This is a genomic window from Saccharicrinis aurantiacus (assembly GCF_947489045.1).
Lineage (GTDB): Bacteria > Bacteroidota > Bacteroidia > Bacteroidales > Marinilabiliaceae > Saccharicrinis > Saccharicrinis aurantiacus.
In genome coordinates this window covers 162,277-188,243 of sequence record NZ_CANLCN010000010.1, presented here as the reverse complement: position 1 = coordinate 188,243, position 25,967 = coordinate 162,277, and the positions used below count along the sequence as shown (strand labels likewise).

Annotated in this window: 19 protein-coding genes; 17 read left to right on the top strand and 2 right to left on the bottom strand. The window is 37.7% G+C overall.

All coding sequences use genetic code 11. The features are described 5' to 3' along the window. The first annotated feature begins 166 nt into the window (after positions 1 to 166). From QMO11_RS13215 to QMO11_RS13145, 15 genes are all read left to right on the top strand, one after another. Positions 167 to 2,857 carry a glycoside hydrolase family 3 C-terminal domain-containing protein gene (locus tag QMO11_RS13215; protein ID WP_282037715.1) on the top strand — a complete coding sequence of 897 codons (2,691 nt, stop codon included), beginning with the start codon at positions 167 to 169 and terminating at the stop codon, positions 2,855 to 2,857. Positions 2,858 to 3,077: 220 nt separating this feature from the next. Next, positions 3,078 to 6,200: a SusC/RagA family TonB-linked outer membrane protein gene (locus tag QMO11_RS13210; protein WP_282037714.1), complete on the top strand. Its 3,123-nt coding sequence runs from the start codon at positions 3,078 to 3,080 to the stop codon at positions 6,198 to 6,200. 30 nt (positions 6,201 to 6,230) lie between these two features. Continuing rightward, positions 6,231 to 7,793 carry a RagB/SusD family nutrient uptake outer membrane protein gene (locus tag QMO11_RS13205; RefSeq protein ID WP_282037713.1) on the top strand — a complete coding sequence of 521 codons (1,563 nt, stop codon included), beginning with the start codon at positions 6,231 to 6,233 and terminating at the stop codon, positions 7,791 to 7,793. A 23-nt stretch (positions 7,794 to 7,816) separates the two neighbouring features. After that, the gene (locus QMO11_RS13200; protein ID WP_282037712.1) at positions 7,817 to 8,950 is read left to right on the top strand and encodes a hypothetical protein; all 1,134 of its coding nucleotides are present in this window, start codon (positions 7,817 to 7,819) and stop codon (positions 8,948 to 8,950) included. 338 nt (positions 8,951 to 9,288) lie between these two features. Beyond that, positions 9,289 to 10,626, top strand: a complete 1,338-nt coding sequence (locus QMO11_RS13195; protein ID WP_282037711.1) for an endo-1,4-beta-xylanase — start codon at positions 9,289 to 9,291, stop codon at positions 10,624 to 10,626. A gap of 310 nt (positions 10,627 to 10,936) precedes the next feature. Further along, complete coding sequence (locus QMO11_RS13190) at positions 10,937 to 12,385, top strand: MFS transporter (RefSeq protein ID WP_075602017.1); 1,449 nt, start codon at positions 10,937 to 10,939, stop codon at positions 12,383 to 12,385. Positions 12,386 to 12,418: 33 nt separating this feature from the next. Next, positions 12,419 to 13,555: an endo-1,4-beta-xylanase gene (locus tag QMO11_RS13185; protein WP_282037710.1), complete on the top strand. Its 1,137-nt coding sequence runs from the start codon at positions 12,419 to 12,421 to the stop codon at positions 13,553 to 13,555. 30 nt (positions 13,556 to 13,585) lie between these two features. Next, entirely contained in the window at positions 13,586 to 14,560 is a 975-nt protein-coding gene (locus QMO11_RS13180; RefSeq protein ID WP_282037709.1) for a glycoside hydrolase family 43 protein, read from the top strand. A gap of 347 nt (positions 14,561 to 14,907) precedes the next feature. Continuing rightward, positions 14,908 to 15,288 (top strand): HU family DNA-binding protein, encoded by a 381-nt coding sequence (locus QMO11_RS13175; protein WP_282037708.1) that lies wholly within the window; start codon positions 14,908 to 14,910, stop codon positions 15,286 to 15,288. Positions 15,289 to 15,637: 349 nt separating this feature from the next. After that, complete coding sequence (locus QMO11_RS13170; protein WP_282037707.1) at positions 15,638 to 17,872, top strand: molybdopterin-containing oxidoreductase family protein; 2,235 nt, start codon at positions 15,638 to 15,640, stop codon at positions 17,870 to 17,872. A gap of 11 nt (positions 17,873 to 17,883) precedes the next feature. Further along, positions 17,884 to 18,417, top strand: a complete 534-nt coding sequence (locus QMO11_RS13165) for a 4Fe-4S dicluster domain-containing protein (RefSeq protein ID WP_282037706.1) — start codon at positions 17,884 to 17,886, stop codon at positions 18,415 to 18,417. Between the two features lie 22 nt (positions 18,418 to 18,439). After that, positions 18,440 to 19,381: an NrfD/PsrC family molybdoenzyme membrane anchor subunit gene (gene nrfD / locus QMO11_RS13160; protein ID WP_282037705.1), complete on the top strand. Its 942-nt coding sequence runs from the start codon at positions 18,440 to 18,442 to the stop codon at positions 19,379 to 19,381. Between the two features lie 34 nt (positions 19,382 to 19,415). Continuing rightward, positions 19,416 to 19,973 (top strand): YeeE/YedE thiosulfate transporter family protein, encoded by a 558-nt coding sequence (locus QMO11_RS13155; protein ID WP_282037704.1) that lies wholly within the window; start codon positions 19,416 to 19,418, stop codon positions 19,971 to 19,973. Positions 19,974 to 19,985: 12 nt separating this feature from the next. Then, the gene (locus tag QMO11_RS13150) at positions 19,986 to 20,576 is read left to right on the top strand and encodes a YeeE/YedE thiosulfate transporter family protein (protein ID WP_282037703.1); all 591 of its coding nucleotides are present in this window, start codon (positions 19,986 to 19,988) and stop codon (positions 20,574 to 20,576) included. 18 nt (positions 20,577 to 20,594) lie between these two features. Next, entirely contained in the window at positions 20,595 to 21,215 is a 621-nt protein-coding gene (locus QMO11_RS13145) for a rhodanese-like domain-containing protein (RefSeq protein WP_282037702.1), read from the top strand. A 93-nt stretch (positions 21,216 to 21,308) separates the two neighbouring features. Here the strand turns inward: QMO11_RS13145 and QMO11_RS13140 are convergent, their stop codons facing one another. Together QMO11_RS13140 and QMO11_RS13135 are read right to left on the bottom strand one after the other, a co-directional pair. After that, on the bottom strand, positions 21,309 to 22,169 hold the full coding sequence (locus QMO11_RS13140; protein WP_282037701.1) for a LamG domain-containing protein: 861 nt from the start codon (positions 22,167 to 22,169) through the stop codon (positions 21,309 to 21,311). 82 nt (positions 22,170 to 22,251) lie between these two features. Next, complete coding sequence (locus tag QMO11_RS13135; RefSeq protein WP_282037700.1) at positions 22,252 to 23,652, bottom strand: sulfatase; 1,401 nt, start codon at positions 23,650 to 23,652, stop codon at positions 22,252 to 22,254. A 305-nt stretch (positions 23,653 to 23,957) separates the two neighbouring features. Between QMO11_RS13135 and QMO11_RS13130 the strand changes: the two genes are divergently transcribed. Together QMO11_RS13130 and QMO11_RS13125 are read left to right on the top strand one after the other, a co-directional pair. Further along, on the top strand, positions 23,958 to 24,536 hold the full coding sequence (locus QMO11_RS13130) for a hypothetical protein (RefSeq protein ID WP_282037699.1): 579 nt from the start codon (positions 23,958 to 23,960) through the stop codon (positions 24,534 to 24,536). 12 nt (positions 24,537 to 24,548) lie between these two features. Then, a complete protein-coding gene (locus QMO11_RS13125; RefSeq protein WP_282037698.1) occupies positions 24,549 to 25,883 on the top strand; it encodes a DUF5723 family protein in 1,335 nt (444 codons plus the stop codon). The last annotated feature ends 84 nt before the right edge of the window (positions 25,884 to 25,967 follow it).

Genomic DNA, 25,967 nt, shown 5'->3' with positions numbered 1-25,967 from the left:
CTCAAATGTTACATTCCATAAAGCTTATGTAACAAATAGTAAAGTGGTGTTACAAATTTGAAAGCTTATGTAACCCCTGTAAATAGTGGTTAGTGCTGCCTAGTATAAATTTGTGGTATGAGTTTTTGTTAAGAGATGTGAAACAAAAAACTTCATTGTAAAATAAATGAAAGATATTAAAACCATCATAAATTTTGTGAATATGGGAATAGCATTCAGTACAAAAAGTAGTATAAACTTATTTCTAATTCTTATTATAATAGGGATTAGTTCATGTGTAAATAACAACACTTCCTTGTCTTTTGAAGAAAGAGCAGATCTGTTAATTGAAGAGATGACTCTTGAAGAAAAAGTTTCTCAACTATCTTATACTTCGGCAGCAATTCCTCGTTTAAATATACCTGAATATAATTGGTGGAATGAGTGCCTACATGGTGTTGGTAGAGCAGGTGTATCTACTGTTTTTCCGCAAGCTATTGGAATGGCTGCCATGTTCGACGATAGTACCATGTTTAAGGTTGCTGATGTGGTTTCAGATGAAGCCCGTGCCAAATACCATCATTTTCAGCGACAAAACAAACGTGGTATATATCAAGGTTTAAGTTTTTGGACTCCTAATATTAATATTTTTCGCGATCCAAGATGGGGGCGTGGCATGGAGACCTATGGTGAAGATCCTTATTTAACAGGTAAATTAGGGGTTGCTTACATCAATGGTTTGCAAGGGAACGATCCTAACTATTATAAGTTGATTGCCACCGCCAAGCACTTTGCTGTGCACAGTGGACCCGAGGCAACGCGACATAGCTTTAATGCAACACCATCGTCATACGATTTTAAAGAAACTTACAGCCCTCAGTTTAAAATGGCAATTGACGAGGCAAAAGTATATTCCGTAATGTGTGCCTATAATAGATACGAAGGCATGCCATGCTGTGGAAATACAGAGTTGAGTGGCTTGTTACGTAACGATTGGGGATTTGATGGTTACATTGTTTCTGACTGTTGGGCTGTTCGCGATTTTTATGATAAAGATGCACACGAGATTGTGAATACCAAAGCTGAGGCTGCTGCCATTTCGTTAAAGGCCGGTACCGATTTAAACTGTGGCGATTCATACCCAGCACTGGTTGAAGCTGTTAAGCAAGGTTATGTAACAGAAGCACAAATTGATATTTCGCTAAAGCGTATTTTGCTTGCTCGTTTTAAGTTAGGCATGTTTGATGAGGATGAAAAGGTAGTTTATTCAAAAATATCTACAGATGTAATTGACTCAGAAAAGCATCAGCAGATGGCCTTAGATGTAGCACAAAAGTCAATTGTGTTGCTAAAAAATGAAGTACAAACCTTACCATTTTCTAAGGAAGTTAAAAGCGTTGCCGTAATTGGTCCAAATGCCAACGAAGTAGATGTTTTATTGGGGAATTATCATGGCTATGCTTCCAATCCCGTTACCCCGTATAAAGGTATCAAAGCTAAGCTACCAACTGCCACAGTTAAGTATGCATCGGGTTGTCAATTAGCAGAGGGATTACCAGTACTAACCCCAATGTCGTCTGATGTTTTATTTACGAATAAGGATAAAAAGTCGAATGGACTAATCGGTTCATATTACAATAATAAAACCTTTAGCGGTAATGCTGAGGTAACAAAAATAGAAACCAATATAGATTTTAATTGGTGGGATAAAGCGCCTTATACAGCCTTAAGTGCAGATACTTTTAGTGTGCGATTTGAAGGCGTAATTATTCCTGAGTTTACAGGTAAGTATGCCATTGGAGTTGAAGGGTTTCCGACCATTAGTTTAACCATTGATGAGGAAGAATTGATTTCTTACAATAGTGAGCATCATCCGCAAAAGCGATATGAATATATTCAGCTTGAAAAAGGGAAGAGTTATGCCATAAAGGTTGACTATGTGCAAGATAAAACAGAATCGGCCATTGCACGTTTGTTATGGGAAAAGCCTAGTACAACTTTAAAAGAGGAGGCTATTCAATTGGCGAGTCAGTCGGATGTTGTTGTGCTGTGTATGGGCCTAAGTCCTTTGCTCGAAGGAGAGGAAATGCCCGTTAAGGTAGATGGTTTTGTACAGGGCGATAGAACTGATATTAGTTTACCAAAGAATCAGACAGAGCTTATAAAAGAAATTCAGAAGATTGGGAAACCGACAGTACTTGTTTTAATGAATGGCAGTGCATTAGCGTTTAACTGGGAAGCCGATAATGTACCTGCTATTCTTGAAGCTTGGTATCCAGGGCAGGCTGGAGGAACGGCATTGGCTAATATCATATTTGGAGATTGTAATCCATCCGGACGATTACCAGTTACATTTTATAAATCAGTTACAGATCTACCAGCTTTCGATGATTACAATATGGAAGGTCGTACTTATCGTTACTTCAATGGCGAAGCTTTATATCCTTTTGGTTATGGCTTGAGTTATACCTCTTTTAAATATTCAAACTTAAAAGTGCCAACCCAGGTAGAACCTTGTAATTCTATTCCAATTAGTGTGGATGTAACAAACACAGGCAAGTATAATGGCGAGGAAGTTATACAGCTGTACGTTAGTCACCCTAATTTCTCAGGAAAAAAGGCTATCCGAAGTTTAAAAGGATTTAAGCGTATTGCTCTAAAAAAAGGAGAAACCAAAAATGTCAAGTTCAGCCTTCAGCCAAAGGATATTGCCATTTTAAACGACGATAACGAATATTACATCGATTCTGGAGCAATTCAGATTTCAGTAGGAGGCCAGCAAGCCAACCCAAAGGCCTTAAAACAGCAAAATGTATTGCAGCAAAAAGTGGCTATTGCTCTTGCAGAGGGAGAGTTGTATCCAATAAATAAAAAGTAAAAAGCACCTTATAATCACATTATTATTAAATCCAAAATCATGAAAATTTTAGAATCTAGTGCGTAACTAAATGTGCAATGAAGTGCTGAAGATTATGAGTTAATACTCATGTAAACAATTAATTTAAACTACAAATCACTATTGTTGAGCCATTTTTATCTCAATCATCATCACACAAAGAGTGCGGCTTAAAAGTGAATTTCAAACTAAAATTAATCAAATGAAAAAAAAGATTAAGTTTTTGAAAAAAGGCATTATTCTCTCTTTTTTTATCTGCATGCAGATGTCCCTTTTCGCACAAAATATGCGAATTACAGGTACAGTTGTTGATAAAACAGGAGAACCTGTGCCAGGTGTGAATGTTTCTATTAAAGGAACAACCACAGGTACTATTACAACTATTGATGGGGTATATAATATTGAAGCGCCATCCACAAGTCAATTGCTATTTAGTTTTGTTGGTTTCCTTTCGCAAACCATTGATATCAATAATCAAACAACCATTAATGTTACTTTACGCGAAGACCTTAAAGATTTAGATGAGGTTGTGGTTGTGGGGTACGGTTCAACTAAAGCACGCGATTTAACGGGTGCTGTTAGCTCAATTAAGGCCGATGAATTAGGAGAGCAACCAGCGGTTTCTATCGATCAGGCCTTGCAGGGTAAAGTGTCGGGTGTAACCATTTCACAAAACTCTGGAGCACCGGGTGGAGGTATCTCTGTTCGTGTACGTGGTATTACTTCTTTAACAGGGAGTAATGAGCCATTATATGTTGTGGATGGTGTGCCAATCGACGGTAATTCAGGTAACGATAGTTTCAATTTTTCTTCAATGGGAGGAGAAAGTGGACAAACTAAAGTGAGTGCCTTATCTACCATAAACCCTTCGGATATTGCTTCAATCGAAGTGCTAAAAGATGCATCGGCAACAGCCATTTATGGTTCACGTGCGTCAAACGGAGTAATATTAATTACAACCAAAAGTGGTAAAGATGGAAAATCTACAATTAGTTACGATGGATATTATGGTATCCAAGAAGTTACTAAAACCATCGATGTAATGGACCTTCCGCAGTACGCACAATATTTAAACGAAATTGCGGTACAAGAAGGCGGAGAGCCAAAAGCCTCTTTTCTACGACCAGAGTTATTAGGCCCTGGAACCAACTGGCAAAACGAAGTGTTTAGAGTGGCTCCTATTACCAACCACCAATTGTCTATTGCCGGAGGAAACGGAAAAACAAAGGTGTATTCATCCTTGAATTATTTTAATCAGGATGGGATATTGATAAATACTAATTACGAGCGTTTTGCAATGCGTTTAAATATTGACCACCAAGTAAACGATTGGTTTAAATTCGGGAATAGTTTAACGGCTAGTATGAGTGATGAGTTAATTGCTTATAACGATTCGGAAGACGGTGTTATTATGGCTGCCTTACGTCAATCACCAGAAGTACCAGTTAAATATTCCGATGGAAGCTGGGGTGGACCTAGTGCCGAGGATGGAGTTGGATCGGGGAGTGGTTATAACCCTGTAGCTTGGTCTAAAATTCGTTCGTCGCAACTACAAAGACACAAGGTTTTAGGAAATATATTCTCTGATATCAGCTTTACTAAAAATCTGAAATTAAGAACTGAGTTGGGTTACGATTTCAATTTTAATAAAATGTCATCGTACAATCCAGTATATAAATTGGGCGATCAGGTAAACGATTTAGGAACATCGTTTAAAACCAATACCAATAGTTTTTATTGGATATTTAAAAACTTCTTAACCTACAGCAACCAGTTTGGTAAAAATAACTTAACAGTTATGGGAGGTCATGAGGCACAGCATTCTACTTGGGAGCAATTGCAAGGTAGTCGCGGTGGTTTTATTCAAAACGACTTAACAGAGTTGGCTTTGGGTGATTCAGAAACTGCCGGAGCATCAAGCTTAAGAAACCAATGGGCCATGCAATCGTTTTTTGCTAGAGCCAATTATGGTTTCAATAACCGTTATTTATTAACTGCAACGTTTAGGGCTGATGCTTCATCGAACTTCGGACCGAATAACAAGTGGGGTTATTTTCCATCATTCTCTGGAGGATGGGTAATGAGTGAAGAAAACTTCATGCAAGGCCTGCAAGGTACGCTCGATTGGGTTAAAATACGTGCCGGTTATGGTGAGGTAGGAAACCAAAATATTGGTGCCTATGCTTACGGGCAGTCCTTAAATACTATCACATCAGCATATGGGCCTGCATTTATTCCCGGAAATATTGCCAATCCTGATGTAAAATGGGAAACCACAACATCATCGAATATTGGTATTGAGTTGGGCTTTTTCAACAACCGTATTAATATGGATGCTGATTTCTATATTAAAAAATCGAAGGATTTCTTATACCAGTTACCAATGGCTTATTATTATGGTCGCGAGGCATTTTCTGCACCATATGTAAACCTTGGTGAGATGCAAAATACAGGTATCGATTTCTCTTTAAATACAGTTAATATCGATAACCCTGGTGGTTTTAAATGGACATCGGCAATTGTATTGTCAACTTATAAAAATGAGTTAACAAAGTTAGCCGATGAAAATGCCACAATAACTCAGGTTATTCAATTTAACCAAACAGTTACACAAACATCAGTAGGTAATCCTGTAGGTCAATTCTACGGTTATGTAACCGATGGTTTATTCCAAAGCGAAGAGGAAATTCAGAATTCTCCTTACCAAGGTGATATGGATGAACGAAACGGTGTTTGGATGGGAGATATTAAGTTTAAGGATATGAACGATGATGGTGAAATTAATGACGACGACCGCACTATAATTGGTAGTCCACATCCTGATTTTACTTTCAGTTTCAGTAATAACCTATCGTATAAAAACTGGGATTTTGCCCTGTCTTTTTACGGGTCTTATGGTAACGACATCATAAACTGGACTCGAAAAATTACCGAAGGTATGACGGATCAGTTTGGGAACCAATCAGTAAATGTAGCTGATAGATACACACCGAGTAATACTGACACGGATATGCCACGCTATATTGCTGGTGACCCAAATGCTAATGCTAGGGTATCTGACCGATACGTTGAGGATGGATCATTTCTTCGTATTCAAAACATAACGTTAGGTTACTCATTACCAAAGTCTTTATTAAAACGCACTGGCTTTATCTCTAATTTAAGAGCTTATGCTACAGTTCAAAACCTGTATACATTTACTAAATACACAGGTTACGATCCTGATATTGGCGGACAAAGTAATAACGCATTATTAGCAGGTATAGATAACGGACGTTACCCAGTGCCACGTACCTATATGATAGGATTAAAACTTGATTTTTAATCATTGGATAACTTTTAAAAAATCTTAGAAATGAATAAAAATAAGATATTAGGAATACTGATGCTGTTGTTTATTACTACAGCTTGCTCAGATAGTTTTCTTGAGATTGCACCAGAAGATAGGTTAACTACTGATAATTACTACAATGATGATACGCAAATGCTAACCGGAGGGGCTAGTCTTTACAATAGACCATGGTTCCTGTTTAACGAAAAGTTCGTTATCTGTTTAGATGTGTATGCCGGAAATGCTTCGGGCGATTACGTTGATATTGCACAGTTTAATAAGTTTGCTGTTTTCGCGGCCAACCAGTTTACAACAGAGGGTTATCAATCATTATTTTCGGTCATAGCCTATTCAAATAGTTTGCTCGATATTGTTGAAAATAAAGCAGGCCCGGCAGTTACTACTGAAGTAAAAGAGTGGTCGAGAGGCGAGGGTTTATTTATGCGTTCGTTGGCTTATTTTTACTTGGTTCGAACCTTTGGCGCTGTGCCTATTTTAGAGGATATCAATCAATACGGTACCGATGTTGTGGTACGTAAAAATAATGTTGAGGATATCTATACCTTAATTAAACGCGACTTAGCAGAGGCGGCTCAGTTACTACCTATTAAATGGTCTGATGCCAACCTTGGTAGAGCCACAAAAGGTGCAACACATGGCTTGTTAGCCGAGGTTTATTTAACACTAGGCGAATACGCTAAGGCAAAAGAGCACGCTGATTTAGTAATTAACAGCGGATTATATTCTTTAATGCCTGAATACTCCGATAATTTTCAGCCTAAAAATGGAGTTACTCCAGATAATAATAACGAATCGGTTTTTGAGTTACAGTGGGTTTCTCCTCCACAAGGTCAGCATTGGTATTATACCAACACGCACCAAGCTTATTTAGCAGCAGCTAGTAAGTTAACAGGTGTTGGCGATGGTTGGGCAACCTTTATTCCTTGCTTAGATTTCATTAGAGCCTACGAGGAAGGTGATTTAAGACGTCAGCCAACTATTATGGAAAAAGGAAATTTTTATCCTGAGTTGGTAACCAAAGAAGGTGGATTTTTAGTAGAAAATGCACTTACAAATAACTACGCAGGTTACCGTAAATATGTGGTTGGTTCTCCTGAGGAGTGGCCATCGGTTAACTTTATGAATACCGATGTAAATACGCATATTATGCGTTATGCCGAGGTGCTTTTAATAAGAGCAGAAGCCATATTAGGAACAGCTACTTCTACCACTGATGCCATTGCCTTGGGCGATATTAATAAGGTTAGAGCCAGAGCGGGTTTACCTGCTTTAACCGAAATTACTTTAGATGATATTTTGCAAGAGCGCAGAATGGAGTTGGCCATTGAAAGTGGCGACCGTTGGTTCGATTTGGCTCGTATTGACAGGGCTAAGGCCATTGAAATTTTATCAAATACCGATAGAGCTTATCTAGCAGATAGAAATGACCCAGAGAGTGGGAGTGCCGATGGTGGTCGTTTTGTAGTGCCTAAAGAAAGCGACTTTTTATTACCGCTTCCTCAGGTTGAAACGGATATTAATCCACTGTTGTTAGATGAGGCAGTACCATACGATTTTAACAAATAAACTTCAGAGCAATGATAAGATATATGAATAAATATTTAATTGTAGCCCTTGTTACTTCAATGTTCTTGGCTACTTCATGTACCAAAGAAGAGGTTTACAATCCAGAGATATCGGTGGTTAATTCTACCAATAAGGATGTATCAACAGCTTCGCAAGGTTATCCCGGTGATTTAATAGTTGCCGAAGGTATTGAGTTAGATAAAATGGATAGCGTTCTTTTTGTAACGGATGCCGATTCAATTAACGTAGTTTTTAATCCAGCACTCAATTCATCAATAGCCATAATGTTTGAAGTGCCCTATGATGAAACCAAGGGTAGTAAGCTAGGTATGCAGAAAATCTATTTCATCAATAAAAATGGAAAAGAAGTGATGCAAGACTTTGAGATATTACAACCCGATCCTGAAATCTCAGGTTTTTTACCAGAGCGACCCAAAGCTGGTGGTAGTACTGTTATTGTAGGGAAATGGTTTATGGGTCTTGAGAGCGTTACTTTTGCTGGCGAGCCTGCCGATTACGAGTATATTTCTTCAACACAAATATTGTTACGTGTACCCGAAGGAGCAGAACCTGCTGATGTTGTGGTAACTACTAATATTGGCTCATCAACTAAAAACTTAGATGTTGATTTGGGCTATAATGTGTATCGTTACAACGATTTTGATGGCGGTGGAATGTATGCTACTAACGATTGGCGAAACAATGGGGATATTACCGATGCTGTTGTGTTTAGTGATGCTGATGGTTTTGATGGTAATTATGCCGAGTTTACTTGGAGTGGTTCTACCTCAAACGGATGGGGTAATGCAGAGCCTACTTCAGGTATGAATCCTGGTATAACAGAAACAAATCAGGAGAAAGTGAAATTTGTTTTCGAAGTATACTGCTCCAGTCCTGCTGGAAGCACAATGCAAATTCAGATTGATGATGGAACCACCGTTTGGGCGCATAACTACGATTTTACTGCTGAAGAAGTGGGTAAATGGATTACGGTAGAAATGCTTAGTTACGACTTTGGTGCAGGATACGATCCAGGTAATGTTACCCATAGTATGGACTGTCCTAATATTAATTATGTGAAAGTTGCTATTAACCAATGGGGACCAGTTCCTACAATAGTTCGCATTGATAACATGCGTTTTTACGAATACTATTAATTCAATACCCCTCTTGCAGTAACGATTGCGAGGGGGTTCAACTATAATCTACGTGCTTACAACCTTATGATCCTGAAAAACATTGTGATAATGTAAGTGCGTAGATTATATTTTTATAACTGTTTAGTAATAAGACAAAAGTATAAAGACATAAGACAAATAGGTAATTATCATTTGGCTTTTTAGTTCCGTTAATTAGGATGTAAGCAAAGTTGAATAATTAAGAATACTACAAATGTTTGTTTTGTAAGGGTCTATTGTCTTTATACTTAAGTCTTAATACTTTATACTGAAGAGTTATTATTTTTCATCAAACAAGAATCTCAAAAGTTATAATTATGGCTCTATTCAAAAATATAATCGGCTTAATATTTTTGCTTCTCATGCAAGTGTCATGCAGTAGTGACGACAATGCAACACCTAGTTTGTCAGCTCCTCTGGCATTAAATCCGAGTGATATTACCCAAAACTCCTTTGTGGCCAACTGGGCCGGAGTAAAAGATGCACAATCGTATGTGCTTGATGTTTCAAGCGATATTGATTTTACAAGTTTTGTTGAAGGTTATCAGGCCTTAAGCGTTAACGGTATTTACACTGTTGTGGATAACTTGAGTCCTAGCACCAGTTATTATTACCGCGTACGTGCAGTAAACGGAACTGCTGAATCGAGCAATTCAATGGTGATTTCACTTACTACTGAGATTCCTGATGGCTCGGTATTAAAAGAGCTTACTCAAGATTTTTTCATAGGTACAATTGTTCAGTCAAACCGAATGACGGGCATGCATCACGAAGTGATTAATCGCGAATTTAGCAGTATTACTGCCGAGTACGAAATGAAAATGAACATCATGTATCCTAGCGAAGGAGTATACGATTGGACTGCTTCGGATGCAATTGTTAATTATGCTGTTGAGAATAAATTAAACATACATGGCCATGCCCTAGTTTGGCACAATGCAACACCCAATTGGGTTGAGAATTTTTCGGGAACGGATGCCGAATTTGAAACCATGCTCGAAGAGTATGTGAAAACGGTTGTAACAAGATATAAAGGAAAAATAACATCGTGGGATGTGGTAAACGAAGCCTTTAACGATGGTTCGGGTACTTACCGAAATTCAGTTTTTTATCAACGTATGGGAGCTTCTTTTATTTCTAAATGTTTTCAGTGGGCACGCGAGGCCGATCCTGATGTATTGTTGTTTTACAACGATTACAATATGTGCAGCGATCAAACCAAACGCGATGCTGTTTTTACTATGGTTGATGATTTAATTAGCAACTCTGTAGCTATTGATGGAGTAGGTTATCAAATGCACATCGCCTACAATTGGCCAGCTAAAAAAGATATTCAGGATGCCACACAAGATATTCTCGATAGAAATTTAAAAGTACATTATGCCGAGCTTGATATACGTGCCAATCCTAACAACGACCAAAGTACACTTACAGATGCACGTTCTTTAGAGTTGAAAGCAAAATATAAAGAGATTGCTGAGCTTTATACCGCATTACCAACTGTAAACAAATATGCTTTAACCATTTGGGGTTTAAAAGATAATGAATCGTGGCTCTTAGATTTTCATGGGCAAATAGATTGGCCATTGTTATACAACAATAATTTTGAAGAGAAAGACGCCTATTACGGTGTACTAGAAGGATTAGTGAAATGATGGTAGGTATCTTATGTGGTCGGCCTCTTTTTCTCAAAGTTTTCTTTTTGCCACAAGGTTTAGTAAGACCGAGAAGTTGAGAGCTTCGCTCGAAAATCACTCGGCCGCACTTAACCTTGTTGTGAATAAGAAAGCTTTGAGAAAAGCAGCCTTGATTTTCTTTGCTTACTTTCTTTCATTAAGGAAAGAAAAGTAAGTCAGGGTTTGGGATGAAATCCCAATGCAATATTGCAATACAGCATACTATATAATATGAAATTCTATATCGCTGTTTATCAGAAATATTCAATTTTGGAATAATTCACTCTTTATGAATACAACGCAAAAAATATCTGTAATAGAAAAAATAGGTTATAGCCTTGGCGACTTGGCAGCTAACCTAATTTTTCAAACACTAATGACCTTTCTGGCATTCTTTTATACCGATGTATATAGAATTCCGCCAGCATCAGCATCAGCTATTATTTTTGCTGGCGGAATGATTGGAGCTTTCTTCAATCCTGTAATGGGCGCTATTGCCGATAGAACCAATACCCGTTGGGGTAAGTTTCGGCCATGGATTTTATGGACAGCAGTTCCCTTTGGCGTATTTGCCTTATTAGCTTTTAGTACGCCTAATTTTAGTCCTTCGGGTAAAATAGCCTATGCATTAATCACCTACATTTTATTGGTGTTAATATATTCGGCCAGTAACCTACCTTACTCAGCCTTAAGTGGAGTTATAACCGGCAGTATGAGCGAGCGAAATAGCATTTCATCGTACCGATTTGTAGCTGTTATGATCGCCCAGTTTACTATTCAAGCGCTACTATTACCCTTGGTTCTGATATTTGGCGATGGAGATAAAGCCCTCGGTTTTGAGAAGGTAATGGGCGTTTTTGCTGTGGTTGGAGTTGTGTTTTTAATCATCACTTTTCTCACCACAAAAGAACGTGTTGTTGCCACGGAAGAACAGAAATCATCGCTCAAAGAAGATCTCAAGGATTTGAGTAAAAATAAACCGTGGTTGGTGATGTTATTTGTTACCATTCTTATTTTTATTACCCTATCCTTAAAGGGAGGAATGTATGTGTATTACTTCGATAACTATTTAGATACAGCCTCTCTAAATACATTTTTAAATGATATTGGTTTCAATGGCATGATAGCCGGATTAAAAACGAGTATGCCCGGTTTTGATTGGCCCGATGATGCAGTTACATCTGCCTTCAGTTTGTTTAATGCAGGCGGTATCATTTTTATGATTGTAGGCATAGGTTTTTCTAAACCGCTGGCCGATAAATATGGCAAGCGCGATGTTTTTATTGTGGGATTAATATTGGCTACTCTTTGCGTGTTCGCCTTTTGGTTTTTTCCACCCAAAGCCATCGCCATAACCTTTATCAGTCAAATATTACACGGCTTTTTCTATGGGATAACTATTCCACTATTGTGGGCAATGATTGCTGATGTTGCCGACTTTTCGGAATGGAAAAACAACCGTAGAGCCACCGCTATTATATTCTCAGCCATGATTTTCGGATTAAAAGCAGGTTTGAGTATTGGCGGTGCCTTAGTAGCCGGAATTTTAGCCGCCTTTGGTTATCAAGAAGGCTTGGCTGTACAAGTGGATAGTGCTATTTCAGGAATACAGTTATCCGTTAGCCTTTTTCCAACCATCACCTTTGCCTTAGCTATTGCTTGTTTGTTTTTTTATGAGATTGACAAAGCCAAAGAAGTTGAGATAGAAAAGGATTTGGCAGCCCGTCGGAATGAGTAAACTATTCAATAATATCTATAAACAGAAAATACAATGAATACTATAAAACATATATCATTAGCCTTAATTGCCGCATGCAGTTTTACTGCGTGTGACCAAAATACAGAGAATACCAAAAAATTTAGAGAATTATCTTTAGCAAAAGCATATGAAAGTAAATTTTTAATAGGAACGGCACTTAACTCCGAGCAAATTGAAGGTTCTGACACTAGCGCTTTAAAAGTGGTTAAAACTCAATTTAATTCAATAGTTGCTGAGAACTGCATGAAACCAGAAGTAGTGCAGCCAAACCAAGGCAAATTCGATTTCGCTTTGGCGGATAAGCTTGTTCAGCTAGCTGCAGATAACAATGCTTTTATGGTGGGACATACCTTAGTGTGGCACTCCCAAACTTCTGATTGGATGTTTCATGATGCAGATGGGAAACTAACTACCAGAGATACGCTAATTCAACGTATGAAAACGCATATTCAAACCGTAGTTTCGCGCTATAAAGGCAAGGTAAAAGGATGGGATGTGGTTAACGAAGCAGTGCTTGATGAGGGCGGTTTAAGAAAGAGTTTGTGGCATCAAATTGTAGGTCCTGACTTTATTGAATTAGCTTTCCAGTTTGCGCACGAAGCCGATCCTAATGCCGAGTTATACTATAATGATTACAATATGTACTTACCTGCAAAACGAGCAGAGGTAGTAAAGTTAGTGAAGCGTTTGCAAGAAAAGGGCATTAGAATTGATGCCGTAGGAATGCAAGCTCACTATGGTTTGGGTGCCGATTATTTTGAGGAAATAGAAAACAGTATCAACACATTTGCAAGCCTAGGTATTAAGGTAATGGTTACTGAATTAGATGTTTCTGTATTGCCTTTCCCTAGCGAAGAGTTAACAGCAGACGTAAGCACATCGTATGCCAATAAACCTGAGTACAACCCATATATCAATGGTTTGCCCGATGATCTTGAAACGGAACTAGGCGATTATTATGCCAAGTTATTTAAGATTTATAACAGACATTCAGACCATATTTCTAGAATCACTTTTTGGGGAGTGAACGATGCGCAAACTTGGCGTAACTACTGGCCAATAAACGGACGAACAGATTATCCTTTATTATTCAACAGAGAAAACGAGCCAAAGCCTGCTTATGCTGCAGTAATGCGTTTGGCTTATTAAGTAAGAGAAATACATACAAAAAATACAATAATGAAAGAAGCCAAATATTTAGTATCAGACTTATTTACAGCCGATCCATCAGCGCATGTTTTCAATAACAAGTTATTTATTTACCCCTCTCACGATTTTGAATCGGGCGTAGCCGAAAATGATAATGGAGATCATTTTAATATGCGCGATTATCATGCTTACTCAATGGATACCATTGATGGAGAAATTACCGATCATGGTGTGATATTGGATGTGGATGATGTAGATTGGGCTAGTCGCCAGATGTGGGATTCTGATGTGGCGCATAAAAACGGCAAGTACTACCTTTATTTTTCGGCCAAAGACCACAATGATATTTTTAAAATAGGAGTAGCGGTAAGCGAAACACCTGAAGGGCCTTTTATTCCACAAGAATACCCTATGAAAGGTAGCTATAGCATAGATCCTTGTGTTTTTGAAGAGGGTAATGAACGTTATATTTTATTTGGGGGTATCTGGGGCGGACAATTACAGCGTTATCGCGATAACAAGGCCATTGAAGTTGGTGCTGAACCAAAGGATGCGGAGGATAGTTTGTGCCCAAAAGTGGCCAAGCTCAGTGATGATATGCTTGAATTTGCAGAAGCACCTAAGGATTTATTGATCCTCGATGAAAATGGGAATCCGCTTACAGCAGGAGATCATGATCGACGTTTCTTTGAGGCCTCGTGGTTACACACCTATAAGGGCAAGTATTACTTTTCATATTCAACAGGTAATACACACAAATTGTGTTACGCAACAAGCGATAGCTTATATGGGCCATATCGTTACCAAGGCGTTATTTTAACACCTGTGGTTGGTTGGACTACCCACCATTCCATTTGCGAATTTCAAGGTAAATGGTATTTGTTTCACCACGATTGTGTGCCATCGAATGGAAAAACATGGCTTAGAAGCATGAAGGTAGTTGAGTTAGAATATGATGAAGCAGGAAAAATAATTACAATAGAGGGAACGGCACCTGAACAATAGTTTTTTCATAAGTAGGTAGATTTTTAGGAATGGCAACCTTCGATCAGCTAAGCGTTTCGTTGTTATCATCAGGCCTCTGGCCGCATAAAAGCACAATGCCTTGCAATAATATTGCAGGGCATTTTTTTTGCTAAGCATTGTATTGTTATCAATAATAAAAAAAACTATTATGATGAATAATAAAGTTGTGTTTTATAACGTTAGGTATGCTAGCAAAGAGGCGTTAGTTTATTACAAATGCCTGGGCATAATAGTTATTATATCATTTTGCTAAGCGTTTAGTGATTTTAGGTATTGTGCCAAGTTATTTAACAAGTAAACTTTACAAACATTTAAAAACACAAATTATGGGAGTGAAATACAAATCAGTAGCTAAAAAAAATCCTCGTAATGCTGAGGATATTAAGTATTACATACAACAAGTTAGAAACGAAACCATTGGTCGTCGCGAATTCGAAGTGGCAATAATTGAAAAAACAGCTTTGAGTAAGGCTGAAGCCCGAGGCGTTTTAGTAACAATAGCCGACGTTATTAGAGAAGAGTTACTGCGCGGTAATGCGGTAAAACTAGAAGATTTAGGCACATTTTCCTTACGCCTAAAAAGCGAAGGCGCTGAAACACCAGAAGAAGTAACAGCAAATAAACTTAAAAATGTTAGTGTTGGTTACCGTCCATCAGGCGAATTGGTTGAATCAATACAGAAAATTAAATTAGAAAAAACAGAATAATAGATTCTTTTAATGCCTCTTTGCTAAACTACCAACAACTTAAGTCTGTATCCCCATGGACTGTTGCATACAACACCATGGGCTTTTCTACATAACACCATGGACTTTGCGCTAAAACACCACGGGCTTTAAGTTGTAAGTCCACGGACTTAATGAAACTCAATAAATGTATTTAGTTGCATCACTATTGTGCCTTCGTATGAAAACCTGACTTCATAATTTTTAACTGCTTAAATAGAACTACAAAGCTCCTTATTGATATTAAGTCTAAATAGGGATTGGGCTATAAATCTAGATATATGGATATTTTGCTGTATATTTAGTTACAATATCTCAAATATTCTATGCGATGGGGAAAACTAGGAGAGATTTTATAAGAATTACAGCATTAGGATCCGCAGGTGCTTTTGTGGGATCGCGATTTTTAATGGCCAATAAAGCGGTAGTAATAAGTGAGCAACCCAAAGGCCCATGGAAAATGGCGGAAGAGCTAGAGCGAACACCAACTTATTGTGAGGTGTGTTTTTGGAAGTGTGCTGGCTGGACTTATAAAAATGAAGCAGGTAAAATCAAAAAGATATTAGGTAACGATGATGACCCAAATAGCAATGGTCGGTTTTGCCCACGGGGTACCGGAGGTATTGGCATGTACTATGATGAGGATCGATTGAAGGAACCCTTAATTAGAGTGCAGGCTAAAGATGGAACTCAAAGATTTAAAAAGGCTACATGGGATGAGGCACTAGATTATGTAGCCATTAAGCTGAACACAGTAATAAAAGAGCACAGTCCTGAATGTATTGCTTTATTTACGCACGGAAGTGGCGGAACCTATTTCGGAAATTTATTAAAAGCCCTGGGGTCTCAGAATATTACAGCCCCTTCTTATGCACAGTGTCGCGGGCCACGCGAGGTTGGTTTTATAGCCACATTTGGTAATGGTTTGAGTTCGCCTGAGCCTACAGATATTAGAGATACCAGATGTTTGGTTTTAATAGGTTCTCACATTGGTGAGAATATGCACAATGGGCATGTACAAGAAATGTCGGATGCCATTGACAAGGGGGCTACCATTATTACAGTTGACCCTCGATTTTCAACAGCAGCAGGTAAATCTAAATTTTGGTTGCCCATTAAGCCAAGTACCGATTTAGCACTTCTTATGGCTTGGATACATGTGATTATATACGAAGAGCGTTATGATAAAAAGTACGTTGAGCAATATTGCTACGGTTTTGATGAACTTAAGGCACATGTTGCTAATATGACTCCGGAGTGGGCTTACGGAATCACAACTATTAAACCACAAGTAATAAGAGATACTGCCCGTGAAATGGGCAATGCGTCCCCCGCAACAATTATTCATCCCGGAAGGCATGTTACTTGGTATGGCGACGATACACAAAGATTAAGAGCGGTAGCCATACTGAATGCATTGTTAGGCTCATGGGGACGTCGTGGTGGTTTTTATAATCCTGAGAAAGCCAAAGTACCAGGCGTTCCGCACCCGCCATATCCACAACCAAAACGTACTTGGCGTGATGCTATGGGAGGTAAATATGAGTTGGCCGATTTAGCTTTAGCCAATGGTGTTTGCGATGCAACCATACCTAGTGCAACCATGGATTGTAACATAAAGGCATGGATTGTGAACGGAACAAACTTAATAGAAACATTACCCAACCGGCAAAAAACGCTGGATGCCATAAATAACCTTGATTTAATGGTGGTGGTTGATACTATGCCAATGGAAATTACGGGCTATGCCGATGTAATTTTACCTGAGTGTACCTATCTCGAACGTTACGATTCCTTAAGAGTAACGCAACATCGCGAGCCTACTATTTCGCTGCGTATGCCAGCCACTAAACCTTTATACAACTCAAAACCTGCTTGGTGGATGGCCAAAAAATTGGCCATAAAAATGGGTAAAGGAGATTACTTCCCATTTAATTCTATTGAAGAGGAGTTAGATTATCAGTTAAAAGAAGTCGGACTTTCATTGGAAGAAATGCAGCGCATTGGTGTTAAAAAGATGCCGCGAGCTTATGATGATCTTTACTTTCAGGATGGTGAGGAAATTGAGTTTAATACAAATACCGGTAAAATTGAATTGTATTCCACATCTTTTGAGGAGTATGGCTTTGATCCGATGCCTAAGTATACAGCACATCCCGAGCCTCCTCAAGGTTACTACAGGTTGATATATGGTAGAGCACCAATGCATACCTTCTCGCGTACCGCAAATAATCCTAACCTAACGGATTTAATGGATGAAAATACCGTTTGGGTAAACCCTAAAGTAGCCAAAGAGTGGGGGCTTGAAAATGGGAAGGAAGTTTATTTACAGAATCAAGATAATGTGGTTTCTACATTTCCGATAAAAGTAAGAGTAACCGAACGTATCAGATGGGACTCAGTTTATATGGTTCATGGATTTGGTCATTCTAAAAAGCAATTGAGCAGAGCTTTTGGAAAAGGAGCAAGCGATACCCAGTTAATAACAAATGTGATGATGGACCCAATAATGGGTGGTACAGGGATGAGAGGCAATTTTGTGACGTTTAACTTTGATAAAGCATAAGGAGGATAGCTATGAGATATGCAATGGCCGTAGATACTAAAAAATGTGTGGGTTGCAGCGACTGTGTTGTGGCTTGCCAAACAGAGAATGATGTGCCAATTGGCTATTGTAGAGATTGGATTGTTGAAATTACTGATGGTACCTATCCGCAATTAGAATTGGAGCACCGATCAGAGCGTTGTAACCATTGTGAAAATTCTCCTTGTGTTCGATGCTGCCCAACTGGTGCCAGTCATTATAGTGATGGCGGAGTGGTAATGGTTACAAAAAATAAGTGCATTGGTTGTGGTGCTTGTATTGCATCTTGCCCATATGATGCGCGCTATACGCACCCGGATGGATATGTTGATAAATGTACCTTTTGCGAGCATAGAGTAAAAGATGGACAGCAACCAGCATGTGTAGCTGTTTGTCCAACAAAGTGCATGTATTTTGGAGATTTAGATCAAGCGAATTCTGATGTAAGTAAGGTTTTGAGAAAGCGCAAATACAAAACTTTGATTCCAGAGGCAGGTACAAAACCTCAATTATACTTTCTGATTTAATAAGCTTTAAAAACTGAAAAAAATGAGAGAAGAATTAATTGTTAGCGGAAGGATGAATCCTCATATAGATCCACAATTGCAAATTTGGGAGTGGCACATTCCTGCCTACTTATTTTTAGGCGGTTTAGCAGCTGGTATATTGTTTTTCGCGGCTTACTTTTTTCTTAAAGGAAAGGAAGAGGAGTATCCAACAGCAGTAAAATTGGCCCCTATTTTTGTACCAATATTGCTGGTGTTAGGTTTGTTTTTCTTATTCCTCGACCTAAAGCATAAACTATATTTTTGGCGCTTATATACAGCTATAAAGTTAGAGTCACCCATGAGTTGGGGAGCATGGACTTTAATGCTTATTAGTCCCTTATCCATCACTTGGGCAGCCCTTTATATTAAAACCCTTTTCCCTAGTTGGGATTGGAAGTTTGAGATTGTGAAAGACGCTATTCGTAGTATAGAAAAATATAAAGCATATCTAGCTTGGGGTATGATGATATTAGCAGTAATACTCGGTATTTATACAGGAATTTTATTATCGGCATTTAATGCGCGTCCCTTGTGGAATACTTCCATTTTAGGGCCTTTGTTTTTAGTTTCAGGTTTATCAACAGGCGCAGCTGCTATTATCATCTTATCTAAATCAGCAATTGAACGGCATACTTTTGCACGTATTGATTTATTATTGATTGCTATCGAATTATTTTTGATAGTGCACATGTTCATGGGGTTTAGGGCAAGTACTCAGGTACAAATTGATGCATCTGCCATGTTTTTAGGAGGGCAGTTTACCGCACCGTTTTGGGTTTTTGTTGTAGGATTTGGCTTAATTATTCCCGCTGCTTTAGAAATATTAGAACTGAGGAAAAAGAAAATTCCATATATGGTAGCACCTGCTTTGGTTTTGTTTGGAGGTTTGATTTTTCGTTTCATTATGGCTTATGCCGGACAAATGAGCAGATGGCTTTATTAAAAAAATAGAGATTAATAGGATTTGTTACTGACTGTTGGTCGATAATAATCAGTTAAAAAATAGAAATATGAGCGATGATAAAAGTAAAAAATACATGAATCCATACCTGGGTGGTGTTTTGCTTGGCTTTGTTTTATTAACTGCTTTTTTCTTTTCAGGAAGAGGTTTGGGAGCAAGTGGAGCTGTGAAAAGTGTGGTGGTAAAATCGGTTGAAACAGTAAGTCCCACCCACATTGAGAGTGTTGATTTTTATAAGTCGTACAAAGAAACCCATTCTGGTGGCCCCTTAAAAGATTGGTTAGTGTGGGAAATGTTAGGGGTTTTAGTTGGTGGTTTTCTTTCGGGAGCTATAGCAGGGCGCCTAAAGTTTAAAGTAGAGCATAGTCCTAAAATAACCAGTAAAGTACGAATCTTATTTGCCGTAATTGGAGGAATATTCTTTGGTTTTGGCTCTCAATTAGGTCGCGGATGTACAAGTGGATCTGCACTCAGCGGAATGGCAGTACTGTCGTTAGGCGGCTTTATAACCATGGCCTTTATCTTCGGAACTGCCTTTGCTTTAGCTTATGTTGCACGTAAATTATGGATTTAAAATAAATTAGATATGGGACCATTAGTTATATACGAATATATTTCGGCCAACACTAACCTTATGATGGCATTCATAATAGGAATAGGGTTTGGTTTTGTTTTAGAGAGAAGTGGGTTTTCATCATCAAGAAAACTTGCAGGAATGTTTTATGGCTATGATACAACCGTTTTAAAAGTATTTTTTACAGCAGCAATAGTAGCCATGTTGGGGCTTCTGTTTTTTAGTTTATTCGGATGGATCGATTTGAGCTTAGTTTATATCAACCCTACTTTTTTATGGTCGGCCATGGTTGGTGGTGCAATAATGGGTGTAGGTTTTATACTGGGTGGATTTTGTCCAGGAACTGCTTTCTGTGCCCTATCAATTGGCAAAATAGATGCCTTGGCTTTTGTGGGCGGATTAGTAATAGGGGTACTTATTTTTACAGAGGGATTTCCTTTGTGGGAAAGTTTATTTTATGCCGAGAATATGGGTACGCCTACTATTAATGAGTTATTAGGAGTTTCGCGCGGTGTTTTTGGATTATTATTGATACTAGCGGCTTTAGGTATGTTTTTTATTGGTGAGTGGGCAGAGCGTAAGTTTCCGCGCCAAGAGTATTAATATTTAAAATTTGTGATTATGAATATGCGAATAAAGTTAGCCATGGCAATTATTCCTTTAGGTATTATAATTGCTGCTGTGCCCGAAAATACCATGCGTCCCTATAAATTAACAGCCAATCAATTATTAGAGGAAGTAAAAGAGGGGAGTCAATTTGTTTTACCCGACCAGGTTGCTGAAATGTTGATTCAGAAAGACCCATCTTTACGTTTGATTGATGTAAGAGATAAGGATAGCTACGATAAATACCACTTACCAGGAGCAATACATATTTCGTTAGCAGATATTTTGTCTCCACAGAATGAGGTTTATTTAAATCAGGATGTGACCATGAATGTGTTTTATTCAAATGGTTCAACCAAGGCTAATGAAGCATGGATGATCACACGCCAATTGGGATACATAAATAATTATGTGATGCAAGGCGGCTTAAATTATTATGCCGAAACTATAATGAATCCGCAAAAACCAAATGCCACAAGTCCGGATGATGAATTTGCGCGTTACGATTTTAGAAAAGGTGCAAGTGCTGCGCTAGGAGGTGGTACCTTAAATACTATTTCAGAGGATGCGCCTAAAGCGCCTAAACCTCCTATTAAAAAGAGAACCAAGAAAAAGCGTGTTGCTGGCGGATGCTAAAATTGGATTATTGTACCGAGATAAAATAAATAAAAAACTCACATTTTCAGAATTAAGAAAATGTGAGTTTTAAATTAGTAATAATCTGTTTAGTTAGTTGCTTTTTACTAGTTCGTAGGTATGTATCCAATCCACATACATTGTATTTATTGAATCATTTGATAAATCTTTTTTATCAGCAATTCCACCAGTCCAAGAATCTTTACTCGTCCATAAATCCCAAATGATATTCTGTTCGCGCGTAAAGGTCTGTTTCGATTCTACTTTGCCAGCTTTCTCGCCATTAATGTAAAACTGAACATGGTGTTCGTCTATCCACCAACAACCAAGTACTTGATATCCTTCATTCCACTTGCGTCCTTTGGCAGGATTGTCATCCGATAAGTTTCTATTATCAAAATTACCATGATGCCTTTCCGTTTCGTCATCCTTAACAATAAAATATTGCGAATACATGGTATATGGTCGGTCTACCTGATTGGTAAATGAAGGCTTCGAGTTATGCTCACAAATGTCAATTTCATCTCTATTTGCACTATTCCCATTATTAAGCCAGTAAGTAGAAAAGGCAGATAGGTGAGAGGTTCTCATTCTACATTCTGTATACATCGGAAACTTAACTTTCATTTTCGACATCACCCTTGAGGTTTCAAACCAACGCCCATCTTCTTTTTTCGCTTCTTTTTTATCCAAAGATGCTTTAATCCAAAGCTTACCATCACTTACCCCCGAATTTTTAGCCATCATTTTAACGGGTACTCCGTAGTTCCACAATGACTTTGTCCATTTGGTATTGTCCCATTCATCAAACTCATCACATAATTGAGGAATTTCTTTCCATTCCATGCCTTCCGGAGCCTTAGGCTGAGCCTTAATTCCATTGCTGTTGATCAATCCGAATATTACCAATAGTAGTAATAACGAATATTCTTTTCTTTGAAGTAGTAAAATCATAATCATATTGTTTAACCACAAACTAAGTGAGTACTGAGCTAAAGTATGGGTGGTATTTATCACAATAAAGATGTGTAAAAAGTTAATCTAATACAGGTGTTCTTTTAACATCCATGCGCTCCATAGCATTTACCTCGTAAACACGTTTAAGTTGCCAAAGCGGACGCTCTAATTCACCTTCCCACTCCCATAATACTTTAAATAACTCTTTTACTTTTTCAGGATGTTTATAAGCAAGGTTATTACTTTCGGTAACATCTTTGGCTAAATTATAAAGCTCAGCAGGTCTATCTGGGTATCGCAATAATTTCCAATCTCCTTGGCGAACTACACCTCTATTTTCTTTCTTCCAAAATAATACTTCATGCGGACGAGCCTTGTTTTGTTTGGTAACATACGGCATTAAATCAACGCCATCAATATTTGTTATAGCATCGGCATTACCACCTGCTGCATTTACAAACGTTGGTAACATATCGAGCATACTTACAGGATAATCGTAAGTAGAACCTGCTTTAATTACATTAGGGAATTTCATAACCATGGGTACTCTAATTCCTCCTTCAAGGTGATTTGATTTGCATCCACTTAAGGGGTAGTTGCAGGTCATAGATCCATCAGGACCACCATTGTCATTTGAAAAAACAATTAAAGTATTCTCCTCAAGTCCTAATTCTCTAAGCTTATCCATAATTTTACCACAAGCTCTATCCATTGCAATGTTCATGGCAGCTAGCTTTTTGCGTTTTCCACTTAAGCCTTTTACTTTGGCCAAATCTTCAGGCAAAGCTTCAAGAGGAGTATGTACCGCATTAAATGAAGCATACACAAAAAAGGGTTTGTTTTTATGACGCTCAATAAAATCACAAGCTTCATCACCTATAGCATCAGTGGTATATCTGTCGGGCTCTTCAAAGTTGGCATAACCTCTTTCCCAACGGTCTTCTTTTCTATCAAAAGCTAATTTTTGGGTTAATGGGAAGAAGCTTCGCGCCCCACCTCTAAAACCGTAAAACTCATCGAAACCTCGTGCTATCGGATGGTACTTATCGGCATTACCTAAGTGCCATTTGCCTAAAATAATTGATTTGTAACCCAAAGGGCCAAGGTAATCAGCAATTGTTTTTTCATCTAAAGGTAAGCCCATTTCATCGGCTAAAAGCTTAGATGAATGACTCATATATCCAGGTACGTTGTTTTCTTCAATCCCAAAGCGCTGTTGGTATCTTCCGGTTAGTAACCCTGCTCTTGATGGGCCACAAACAGCTGCGGTAGTATAGGCTTGCTTGAATACCATACCTTCTTTAGCCAATTTATCAAGATTAGGGCTTTCGAAAGTTTTGCTACCCTGAAAACCAAAATCATGGTATCCTGCGTCATCCGCAAATAGGAATACAATATTTGTTTTTTTAGCACTAATAGAGTTAACACAAAAGGTAAATAGACAAACCGTTAAAATGCCTAAGAATTTAGTTTGTTTCATAGTGAATTATAATAATGGAATTAATAATATTTAGCTACAAGGTACGGGATAGAGATAAAATTAACGGGTGGTAAAATTACATTTCGCGAAAATGTAGATGAAATCAGCAAATGTTAGTTTTTGTCTATATGGAGAGTTTCATCTACACCCTATTTATTGTTGTTTTTAGGTGTAGTAATAGTATTGTAAAAGTTCAATCGGGATAATTATTGTACTTTTATTGAGGCCTATTGTAATTAATTAGCAAACAATTACACATATTGTTGGTTAAATTAGTACCATATAATAATCTAAATTCTAATGCTATGAAGATCATTTTTATATCCATATTGTTTTTTGCATTTAATATTGTTACTGCTCAAGTAGCCTATCAGTTTGATAGTATTTCTAACTCAAAACCAGCAACTAATACGGTCCAAAAAAAGCCATTTAAGGATAAGTTGTACACAGGGGGTAATATTGGGTTATCTGGTAATTTTAGTGATTATTTATCCATCAGAGTAAGTCCTCTTTTGGGTGCTAAACTCACACCAAAGTTTTACGCAGGTTTGGGTATTGAATATATTTATACAATGGATGATCGCTACGATATGAACGTTAATGCACACGATTATGGGGCTCGTTTATTTGGACAGTATGATCTAATCAAGAAAATATTTGCCCATGCCGAATTGGCAGGTTATAACTACGATAGTTATTATACCATTAGCTCAAGCGATAGAATATTTGTTCCGTATATATGGCTTGGTGGCGGTTATAGAACCATGATTAGTAAGCGTTCGTTTTTTTCGGTTAGAGTTTTATTTGATGTTCTGCAAGATGATAATAGTCCTTATAAGTCAGGCGAACCGCAAATTAGTGTAGGCTTCGGAGTAGGCTTATAATGTTGCTTGTATATGAAAAGAAATATCTTTCACTTTTTACTATTCTTCGCATTCGTAATTAGCCATAACCTAGCAAGCCAACACTCTAAAGGAATACATAGTAGTAATTATTTTCCCTTACAGAACTTGGCAAACAATGTTGCAGATTTGGTTTTGGATTCTAATAAAATGCACATAAATGCGGTATCAGCGCATATTTATTTACAGAATCAAATGTTAGAAAATGAATCAGACGCCGCCCAATTGATAAAAAAGATTGGGTTTTCAACAATGAATTCTTTAATGACAAGTATTGAAAGCGATACCTATGTACATGGGCGAATTTTGTTACCATCGGTATCATATAAACTAAATGAGAAGAATGCCTTTGCTTTGAGTACTTCAATAAGAGCTTTAGGTTACTTTGCAGCTTCACATAAAGATGTAACTAAACTTTTCTCGGAGGCAAACTATGATCAAAAGATGAATGGTTTAGCTGATGAATCGTTAAATGGAGTAGTATTAACCTGGACTGAGCTCAATGTTAGCTATTCACGTTTATTGATAAAAAATGACCAATATTCTATTAGTGGAGGTATAACCTTAAAACTAATACAGAGTGGAGGTAATGGTTATGTTAGTTTAAATGGAATAAACTTAGATTATAACGATGATAAGATTAATAATTTTGATGTAGATGTTAATTATGCATTGAATGATTTAATTTACGAAATAGGTGAAGATGGTAAAATAAAGTTTGACGGTGACTATGCCATGGGAGCTGATATTGCTTTTAGTTTTGTAAAGAAAGACGATAGAAAAACTACCCCTTACCATTATAAGCTGGGTGTTGCAATAAACGACATTGGTGGTTTAGAAAATAGGAGTAGTGCAATGCGATCGCAATATCATGTATCAATTAAAGATATGCCTTATGAGCGTTTTAATGGTATTACAACAGTAGATCAATTGGTGGATAGTTTAAATAAATCAGTAGAGATTTACAAAAATGAAAAAGAGGGCTTTAGTCTTGATATACCTACTAGATTTAACTTTTATGGCGATTACTGTTTTACTTCTAAATTATATATAAATGCAAGTTTGTCACTTAGCAGAAATCCTTACAAAACACTCTTAAATGTAAAGTATAGTAACTTGTTTGATAGTAGTATTACACCGAGGTATGAAACAGATACTTGGGGATTCTTTTTGCCATTAGGTTTTCATAATATAACAGGCTTTACTTCTGGTATTGCATTAAAATGGCGATACTTCTATATCGGATCAACCCGTTTAATTAGTAATTTATTTAACTATGATCCAAATAAAATGGAGGCTTACCTTGGCGTTAATATCCCAATTAACTGAGTTAATAAATTTTAAAAACCACCTAATCCTACCACTATTAGTTAATTGTGGTATGTGGTTTGTATATTCTCATTAATAATTAGT